Genomic DNA, 8,958 nt, shown 5'->3' with positions numbered 1-8,958 from the left:
CCGTCATAGCCGCATTACAAGGAAGGGCAAACTCGGTGCGGATCAGTTGCGCAAAGGCACGGCATCTGCCGGGGTTACGACGATCACCACCCGGCGGTTCTGCGCCCGGCCTTCCTCGGTTGCATTATCGGCAATCGGCCGCGATTCGCCATAACCCGCGGCCCGGATCGCGCTGTCCTTCATGCCTGCGCGGACCAGCTCCATCTTGACCGACACTGCCCGGCGCTCGGACAGGCGCTGGTTGTAGTCGGAACTGCCCATCGCATCGGTATGTCCTTCCACACCGGCGCCATGAATGCCCACCTTGAGCAGGACATTGGCGACATTGTCGATGATCCCGGCGGTCCCCGTATTCAGGTCCGACTGGTCGAAATCGAACAGCACCCGGTCCGCCATCCCCAATTCGTAGTTGTCGCCAACCCGCTTGAACCCGGTCGCCTCAAGCGCCTTGGCCTGACGAGAAGAGAACCCGCCATGCGGCACGGTGGCGCAAGCGGCAAGTGCGGCCAGAATGACCATCGCGATCAGTTTACGCATTGTTTTTCCGTTCATTACTTTCCTCTCTGCGCCCCTTCTTGTGCTCATACATTTCCGCATCGGCGCGCCGCAGCAGGTCCTGCGGCGACACCCCGTCATCCGGATAAAACGCGATCCCGGTGCTCACCGTGGTCGAAGCACTGGCACCAGTCGGCAGGCGGAACGGGCTTTCCATCGCCGTATCGATCCGCTCCAGCACCGCATCGACATGTACGCGGCTGGAGACAGGGGCGAGCAGCACGGCGAACTCGTCTCCACCAAGGCGGAAGGCAAAGTCGATGTTCCGCACGCTGCTGCGCAGGCGCTGGGCCACGGCGATCAGCGCCGCGTCACCCGATTCATGGCCGTGCACATCGTTGATTTGCTTGAAACCGTCGACGTCGAGATAGAGCACGGCGAATGACTGTCCGGTGCGCAGCGCCTCGGCGATGCAATCGCTCACCAGCCTTTCGAACAGGGCCCGATTGCCCAGCCCGGTCAGCGGATCATGGGTCGCGCGCCGGGCCAGCTCTGCGTTCTCGGAGGTGAGCCCCGCATGCCAGCCCTGCAATTCGGCCAGGAGCGCGTTGAAATCCTGCCCGAAGCGGTCGATCTCGGCGATGCCCGATGACGGCACGCGTCGCTCGAACGCGCGTTCGCTGCGCACGGCGTGAGCGACCTGGGCCACATGGTCGAGCGGGTTGATTACGTCCTGCTGCAGGCGCTGGGCCAGGATCCGCGTTGCGATCACCGTCAGGCCAAGGCAGCATAGGGCGATGATCCCGCCCGACAGGGCATAGCGCAACACGCCCTCCGAATTGCCATAGACCCTTACCTCCGCAATCGGCTTGCCCGCCCGCTCAATCTGCTCGCGCGAAGGGTTCGGCCAGAGGATCCGGTTGGTCAGGTTTTCGACGTAGGAATGGAAATCGCTGTGGGGGTGCTCCCAGTGCGCCAGCAACTGGCCCGAGGCATCGCTCACCTCGACCCGGTCCACCCCGCCAACCGCGCCGACGGTGACCATCCCCTCACGCACGGCATCGGGATCGCCGAATACGACCGCCGGCTCCACGGTATAGGCCACGGTATGGGCGATCAGGTCGAGATTGCGCTGCGCATAGCCGCGGATTACCAGCACGCCGCTGACCAGCAGGCTGGCCGTTGCCAGGGCCACGGCGAACAGGATCAAGCGCAAGTGCACCTTGGCGAGCAGATCGCGCAGGGTCGGCAATTGTCCATGGTCGGGCATGCGCATCACATGCCTCCCTTGGCCATGCGCAGGACGCGCGGATCGACCTTGAGGCCGGAACGCGAAACCGCATCGAGATTGAGCCTGAAGTTCAACGCCTGGGGCTCGAGCAACAGGCAGAACATTGCTTCGCTGCGGCAATCGGGATCGCTCTCGGCAATTGTCAGTACTGCGCGCCCACGCACGGCCCCGGTCAACTGGCGTTGTTCGGTCAGGCCCAGGGCCCCCAGATAGACGACATCGCAGCCGCCCAGCGCCGCCGGACTTGCCGCAACCTGGCGGTGCTGCACCTTGTGGCCATCGGCCAGCGTCAGCTCTCCCAGCTGTTCGGCATGGCTGACCGCGCCAACAGTGCAAAGCAGCAGCGGATCGGGCTGATCGGGCCAGCGCGTGTAATCGATCATTGCCTGAACCGTACGCGCGACCGCTGCCGCATAGGGATCGCTCCCGCGCGGCGCCGGGCCAAGCGGCATGTCCAGCCCCGCAGCCCGCACTTGCGGCGCGGTCAGCGCGAACACCGCGGCAAAAAGGAAGAACGGGGCCCTCATTTCAGCCCCTTACTCCAGTTCCGCAGCGGCGGGAAAGCTTGCGCCGGGGGCCTTGCGGCTGGATAATTTTGCAGGTTGGCCAGTTTCCAGCCGCTTTCGCCGCGCATGATTGGTTTCCTGTGAAACCAGTGCTAAGCCGCGCGCCTAGACCCCTAACCGGAGTGACCTGCCTTGCCCGCCCCGCTTGACCGTACCGCGCTGCGCCTTGCCTATCGCCGCGATGAGGAGGCCTGCATTGCCGAGCGGCTGGTCCAGGCCGCACCCGCCAGCGCGGTTCACGCCGATGCGCAAGCCATCGCCGCCCGGCTGATCGCTGGAGCTCGGGCGCACAAGGCGCGCGGGCTCGACGCTTTCCTGCAAAGCTATGGCCTGGGCACGGATGAAGGGATCGCCTTGATGTGCCTCGCAGAAGCCCTGTTGCGGGTGCCCGATGCTGCCACCGCCGACGCACTGATCCACGACAAGCTGGCCGGAATCGACTGGTCGGAGCATGTCGGCGCGAGCGAGAGCACCTTCGTCAACGCCGCGACCTTTTCGCTGATGCTGACCGGGCAAGTGTTGCAGCAGCGCCGCGACGAGGCTGCCGGTTTCGGCGCCGCGCTGCGCCGCGCGGTCGGGCGGCTGGGCGAGCCGGTAATCCGCCAGGCGACCTTGCAGGCGATGAAGATCCTGGGCGGCCAGTTCGTGTTCGGCCGGACCATCGACGAGGCGCTGGAACGCGCCGCGCCAGAGCGCAAGCAGGGCCTGACCCACAGCTTCGACATGCTGGGCGAAGCCGCGATGACCTTTGCCGATGCGGAACGCTACCGCCAGTCCTATGGCGCAGCCCTCGCGCGGATCGCGCAGGAAGCAGGCGGTGGCGTGGTCCGTTCTCCGGGTATCTCGGTAAAGCTCTCCGCGCTTTATCCGCGCTACGATTTCCTCCACGCCGCTGCCGCCAAGGCCGCGCTGGTGCCGATGCTGCGCAATCTGGCGCTGCAGGCGCGCGATGCCAACGTCCATTTCACCATCGACGCCGAAGAGGCCGAGCGGCTCGAACTATCGCTGGACATCATCGAGGAACTGGTCGCCGACGATGCCCTGTTCGCAGGCGGCTGGCAGGGCTTTGGCCTGGCGCTGCAGACCTACCAGAAGCGCGCCGTGCCGCTGTGCGACTGGGTGGCCCAGCTGGCCCGGCGTTATGGCCGGCGGATCATGGTGCGGCTGGTCAAGGGCGCGTACTGGGACAGCGAGGTCAAGCTATCGCAGGTTGGCGGGCATACCGATTACCCGGTGTTCACCCGCAAGGTTGCGACCGACGTCTCGTACCTTGCCTGCGCGGCCAAGCTGCTGGCCGCGAGTGACGCGATCTATCCTGCCTTCGCCACGCACAACGCCTATACGGTCGGCGCGATCAAGGCGCTCGCGGGCAGCACCGAGTTCGAATTCCAGCGCCTCCACGGCATGGGCGAGGACGTTTACGCCGAACTCGCGCGGATCGAAGCCGAGGCAGGCACGCCCCGCACACCGGTCCGCATCTATGCGCCGGTTGGCGGGCACAAGGAACTGCTCGCCTATCTCGTCCGCCGCTTGCTGGAAAACGGGGCCAATTCCTCGTTCGTCAACCGCATGGCCGATGCCGAAGTGCCGATTGCCGCGCTGACCGGCGATCCCGTGGCGGAACTCGCCGCGCTTGAGCCGCGCCGCAACCCGGCGATTCCGCTGCCGGCCGCGATCTTCGCTCCGCGCGCCAACAGCCGAGGGGTGGACCTGGCAGATCCGTTGCTGCGCGAACCGCTGGCCGCAAGCCTTGCGGAATGGCGCGGCGACGATGACTGGGATGCATCGCCCACCGTCATGCACAAGCGGCCCGGCCCCGTCCGCGAAATCCGCAGCCCCCATGATCATGCGGTGCTGGTCGGCAAGTGCCGCGATGCCAGCGCCGCCGAAATCAGCGAAATGGTCGAACGCGCCGCCGCCTTCCAGCCCGGCTGGGACGCGCTGGGCGGGGCAGAACGTGCCGCGCGACTGGAGGAAGTGGCAGACCTTTACGAGGCCCACCGCGATGCCTTCCTCTCGCTGTGCCAGCGCGAGGCGGGCAAGACGCTGGGCGATGCCGTGCTCGAACTGCGCGAGGCGGTGGACTTCCTGCGCTATTACGCCGCCGAGGCGCGCCGCCTGTTCACGCCCGAAGGCGAGGCACTGCCCGGCCCCACGGGTGAGAGCAACCGCCTGCGCCTGCACGGGCGCGGAGCCTTTGTCGCGATCGCGCCGTGGAACTTCCCGCTCGCAATCTTCACCGGTCTGATCGCCGGGCCGCTGGCGGCGGGCAATACGGTGCTGGCCAAGCCCGCCGAGCAGACGCCGCTCATTGCGGACCTTGCCGTGCGGCTGTTCCATGAAGCGGGGATTTCGGACGGCGTGGTGCAACTTGTTCCAGGGGGCGGCGAAGTGGGCGCGATACTCACCGCCGACCCGCGCATCGCCGGCGTGGTCTTCACCGGATCGACCGAGACCGCCCGCGCGATCAATCACAGCCTGGCCCAGCGCGACGGACCGCTCGCCCAGTTCGTCGCCGAAACCGGCGGACAGAACGCGATGATCGTCGACAGTTCCGCCCTGCCCGAACAGGTCGCGCGCGATGTCGTGGCTTCCGCCTTCCAGAGCGCGGGGCAACGCTGTTCGGCGCTGCGGGTGCTCTATCTGCAGGAAGACGTGGCTGACGCGATGCTGGACATGATCCGCGGCGCGGCCGAGGCGCTGGTGATCGGCGATCCCGAAGACCTGGCGACCGATGTCGGCCCGGTGATCGATGCCGAGGCCAAGGCGAGCCTCGACAAGCACGTCGCCGCGATGAAGAAGGCCGGCCATGCCGTGTGGCAGCGCCCCCTGCCCAAGGGCTGCAAGTCCGGAACATTCGTTGCCCCGACGATCATCGAGATCAGCTCGATTGCCGAGCTCAGTCGTGAGAATTTCGGCCCCGTGCTCCACGTCGCGCGCTTCAAGGCCGAGGAACTGGAACAGGTGATTGCGGACATCAACGCCACGGGCTTTGGCCTGACCCTGGGCGTCCACACCCGGATCGACGCGACGCGGCGGCTGGTGGAGGCGCGGGCGCGGGTCGGCAACCTCTACGTCAACCGCAACCAGATCGGCGCGGTGGTCGGTAGCCAGCCATTCGGGGGCGAGGGCTTCTCCGGCACCGGCCCAAAGGCGGGCGGTCCGCACTATGTCGCGCGCTTCGCCACCGAGCGCGTCACCTGCATTGACACCACGGCGGCAGGGGGCAACGCTTCGCTGATGGCTGGAGGGTAAGGCCGCACCAGACGTTAGGGCAATCACGCCCCTTGCGCACTTTAATCGATCGGTTAAACTGAGCGCAGGGAGAGCATGATGGACCAGGCAACTTACGACCGGATGCTGGCGCGCGCGCTGCGCACCAAGGATCTTTTCACCTTCGACGAATTTCTGCGTTTCTGGGCGAACGACCGGCCCGACGCGATTTCGATGGAGGGGGACGACCTTACCTTCACCTGCGCCGGGATGGAGGATGCCACCGCCCGTGTCGCCTCTGCCCTGCTGGCAATGGGGGTCAGGAAGGGCGAACGGATCGCCTGGTTCGGCAAGAACAGCGTCACCTATTTCACCCTGTTCTTCGGCGCGGCGCGCGCGGGGATCGTGATGGTCCCGGTCGGCTGGCGTCTGGCCGAACCGGAAGCCGCCTTCATCATCGACAATGCCGAGGCCAAGGTGCTGTTCCTGGGCGACGGGTTCGAAGCCGCGGCCAAGACGCTCGGCACACGCCCCGGCCTCATCAAGTGTTTCACCGCCGACGAAGCCCGCAGCCTCATCAAGGACAGCCCGCGCGCCGATTTCGCGCCTTCGCAGGCCGATGACGGCGTGTTGCAGCTCTACACTTCGGGCACCACCGGCAACCCCAAGGGCGCGGTTCTGTCCAACCGCAACCTGTTCGGCCTGCGCAAGGCCGGATTGGCCGCCGGCCCCGCCCCGCATTCGCTGTGGGACGAGGACGAGGCCGTGCTGGTCGCCATGCCCTGTGCCCACATCGGCGGCACGGGGCTGGGCGTGGTGGCGCTGTCCTCGGGCTTGCCCGGCATCGTGCTCAGTGAGTTCGAGCCGACCCGCGTGTTCGACGCGGTGGAGAACCGGGGCGTCACCCGCTTCTTCATCGTGCCGGCCGCATTGCAATTGCTGCTCAATCATCCCGACTGCGCGAAGACCGATTTCAGCCGGATCAAATACATCATGTACGGCGCCAGCCCGATCCCGCTCGATCTGCTGCGCGAATGCATCGCCATGTTCGGCGCGGAATTCGTGCAGAATTACGGCATGACCGAAACCACCGGCACGATCTGCGTGCTGCCGCCCGAAGACCACACCGTCGAAGGCAATCCGCGCATGCGCTCGGCCGGCAAGCCGCTTCCCGGCGTCGAGATCGTGATCCGCAGCCCCGAGGGCAAGATCCTTCCCCAGGGCGAAATCGGCGAAATCGTCACTCGCTCGTCGAGCAACATGCTGGGCTACTGGAAGCTGCCCGAAGCCACCGCCAGCACGATGGACGCCGACGGCTGGATCGCCACCGGTGACGTCGGCTACATGGATGCCGACGGCTACGTCTACATGTACGACCGCGCCAAGGACATGATCATCACGGGCGCTGAAAACGTCTATCCGGCCGAAGTCGAAAGCGCGATCTATGGCCACCCGGACGTGCTGGAAGTCGCCGTGATCGGCGTGCCCGACGAAAAGTGGGGCGAAGCGGTCAAGGCCGTCTGCGTGCCCAAGCCCGGTCATACGATCGATCCGCAGAGCATCATGGACTGGGCCCGCACCCGCATCGCCGGGTTCAAGGTGCCCAAAAGCGTCGACGTGATCGACGCCCTGCCCCGCAACCCCAGCGGCAAGATCCTGCGCCGGTCCCTGCGCGAACCCTACTGGGCCGGGCGCGAGCGTAACATCAACTGATCGGAAATCCCGGCGCTACCGCGCGCGCGGAATGCACTGTTCGCGCGGAGTGCCGGGGAAAGTGTCGCAGTTGTAGAGCGCGATCTCGGCGCCGCCGGGATCGCGCGCGTAGCTGAACTGGAGCGCGGCGCGGCTGTCGCGCGGCAGCGGCAAAGCGGCGGGAACTGCGCCCGCATCGAGCCAGCCATAGACCCGGCAAGTGCCCGCCCGGTTGCACAGGGCGCGCGCGGCGGCCAGCGCATCGGCTGGCCCCGCCCCGCCCTGCAGCAGCAGGAAATTGGCCTTGCCGGTTGGATCGCGCAGCATCACCGAACCGCTCGCCACCTTGGGCGTATCGGCGGGAAGCTCTGCCTTGGGCGTTGGCGCGGCCTCGGAAGCCGGAGTGTCATTCGCCGCGCCGATCAGGTCCGCAAGGCGCGGCTCACCCCCGCGATAGGCCATGCTGGCCGCGGCAGAAGTGCCCCAGTAGCCCGGCCAGCGGAAGAACAGGTGGGTTTCGACCTGCGCGATCTTGACCAGCTTGGGACTCCATGCCGGGTAAACCCAGTCTGTATGGTAATGCGTCGCCGTGCCTACCGGCTTGAACACATAGCCTTTGAGCGCCGCCTCACCTCGCGCACGGGCGGCCTTCCACGCATCGTCGCCATACTTGCGCGCCAGCGCGCCATCGCAAGTGAAGGAAAACTGGCACCCCGTCGCGCGCTCCGATCCTTCGAACACGGTGCCGCAGACGGTGCGCGCAAAGGCGGGGTGGCGCACCCGGTTGAGCACGACCTGGATCACCGCGCGCTGGCCCACGTCGCTGCCCCCGGCCTCGGCCAGCGCGGCGAGCGCGAGGCAATCGGCGGCATTGGCAAAGTCGCTCGTCGTCCCGGCAAAGCGGAACGGCCGGGCAGGCGCAATCGCGCCCTGATAGAACGGATCGGCGGCGTTTCTGGCCCGCGCCGCGTCCATGTCGCTGGCGCTTTGCGGCGTGATCAGCAGCGGCGCATCGAGCGCCTGCGCTGGCAGCGCGGCCAGTTCCTGTCCGACTGGGTCGGGCGCGCGCCGATGCCCGCCAGCCTGGCACGCCAGCACGAGCAGCAGCATCGGCAATGCCGCCAGCAGCATGATCGTGACTTCGCGGAGCAAGGGGTTGGGGCGAAGCAGGGCGTTGCGCATCGCGGTCCTAGATAGGGCCGCGATGCGCTAACCGAAACCCCGTAATGACTTAGCCCTTAAGCACTTCGGCGAGGGTTTCGCCGAGGAGGCTGGGCGAGGAGGAGACGCGGATGCCCGCTTCTTCCATCGCCGCGATCTTGTCTTCGGCGCCGCCCTGGCCGCCCGAGACGATCGCGCCCGCGTGGCCCATGCGGCGGCCCGGAGGCGCCGTGCGGCCCGCGATGAACCCGGCCATCGGCTTCTTGCGACCGCGCTTGGCTTCGTCCTTGAGGAACTGCGCGGCTTCTTCTTCGGCCGAACCGCCGATTTCGCCGATCATGATGATCGACTTGGTTTCATCGTCGGCCAGGAACAGTTCGAGCACGTCGATGAAGTTGGTGCCGTTGACCGGATCGCCGCCGATGCCGACCGCAGTGGTCTGGCCGAGGCCAATGTTGGTGGTCTGGAACACCGCTTCATAGGTCAGCGTGCCCGAGCGCGAGACCACGCCGACCGAGCCCTTCTTGAAGATGCTGCCGG

At 66.7% G+C, this 8,958-nt stretch carries 6 protein-coding genes and 1 pseudogene; 2 read left to right on the top strand and 5 right to left on the bottom strand.

From position 1 onward, the window contains the following. Nucleotides 1–42: 42 nt before the first annotated feature. From ACE3SN_RS03655 to ACE3SN_RS03645, 3 genes are read right to left on the bottom strand one after another with little or no spacing between them, the layout of a single operon-like run. Nucleotides 43–537, bottom strand: a complete 495-nt coding sequence (locus tag ACE3SN_RS03655; protein ID WP_374527568.1) for an OmpA family protein — start codon at nt 535–537, stop codon at nt 43–45. After that, a complete protein-coding gene (locus tag ACE3SN_RS03650) occupies nt 530–1,771 on the bottom strand; it encodes a diguanylate cyclase domain-containing protein (protein WP_374527566.1) in 1,242 nt (413 codons plus the stop codon). Before ACE3SN_RS03650 ends, ACE3SN_RS03655 begins: the two co-directional genes overlap by 8 nt. Then, on the bottom strand, nt 1,771–2,313 hold the full coding sequence (locus ACE3SN_RS03645; protein WP_374527564.1) for a YfiR family protein: 543 nt from the start codon (nt 2,311–2,313) through the stop codon (nt 1,771–1,773). The genes ACE3SN_RS03650 and ACE3SN_RS03645 overlap by 1 nt, the downstream gene beginning before the upstream one ends. 171 nt (nt 2,314–2,484) lie before the next feature. On the opposite strand from ACE3SN_RS03645, the gene putA reads away from it, so the two are divergent. Continuing rightward, nucleotides 2,485–5,607 (top strand): bifunctional proline dehydrogenase/L-glutamate gamma-semialdehyde dehydrogenase PutA, encoded by a 3,123-nt coding sequence (gene putA / locus ACE3SN_RS03640; RefSeq protein ID WP_374527562.1) that lies wholly within the window; start codon nt 2,485–2,487, stop codon nt 5,605–5,607. A 78-nt stretch (nt 5,608–5,685) separates the two neighbouring features. Then, complete coding sequence (locus ACE3SN_RS03635; protein ID WP_374527561.1) at nt 5,686–7,278, top strand: fatty acid--CoA ligase; 1,593 nt, start codon at nt 5,686–5,688, stop codon at nt 7,276–7,278. A gap of 15 nt (nt 7,279–7,293) precedes the next feature. On the opposite strand, the gene ACE3SN_RS03630 is transcribed toward ACE3SN_RS03635, so the two are convergent. Both ACE3SN_RS03630 and ACE3SN_RS03625 read right to left on the bottom strand, forming a co-directional pair. Continuing rightward, entirely contained in the window at nt 7,294–8,439 is a 1,146-nt protein-coding gene (locus tag ACE3SN_RS03630; RefSeq protein WP_374527559.1) for a cell wall hydrolase, read from the bottom strand. Nucleotides 8,440–8,488: 49 nt separating this feature from the next. Continuing rightward, nucleotides 8,489–8,958 (bottom strand): annotated as a pseudogene (locus ACE3SN_RS03625) (succinate--CoA ligase subunit alpha); the annotation flags it as partial.

This window comes from Novosphingobium sp., from assembly GCF_041915465.1.
Lineage (GTDB): Bacteria > Pseudomonadota > Alphaproteobacteria > Sphingomonadales > Sphingomonadaceae > Novosphingobium.
Note: the sequence above shows the minus strand (reverse complement) of the source record. Positions and strands in the feature narration are given on the sequence as shown.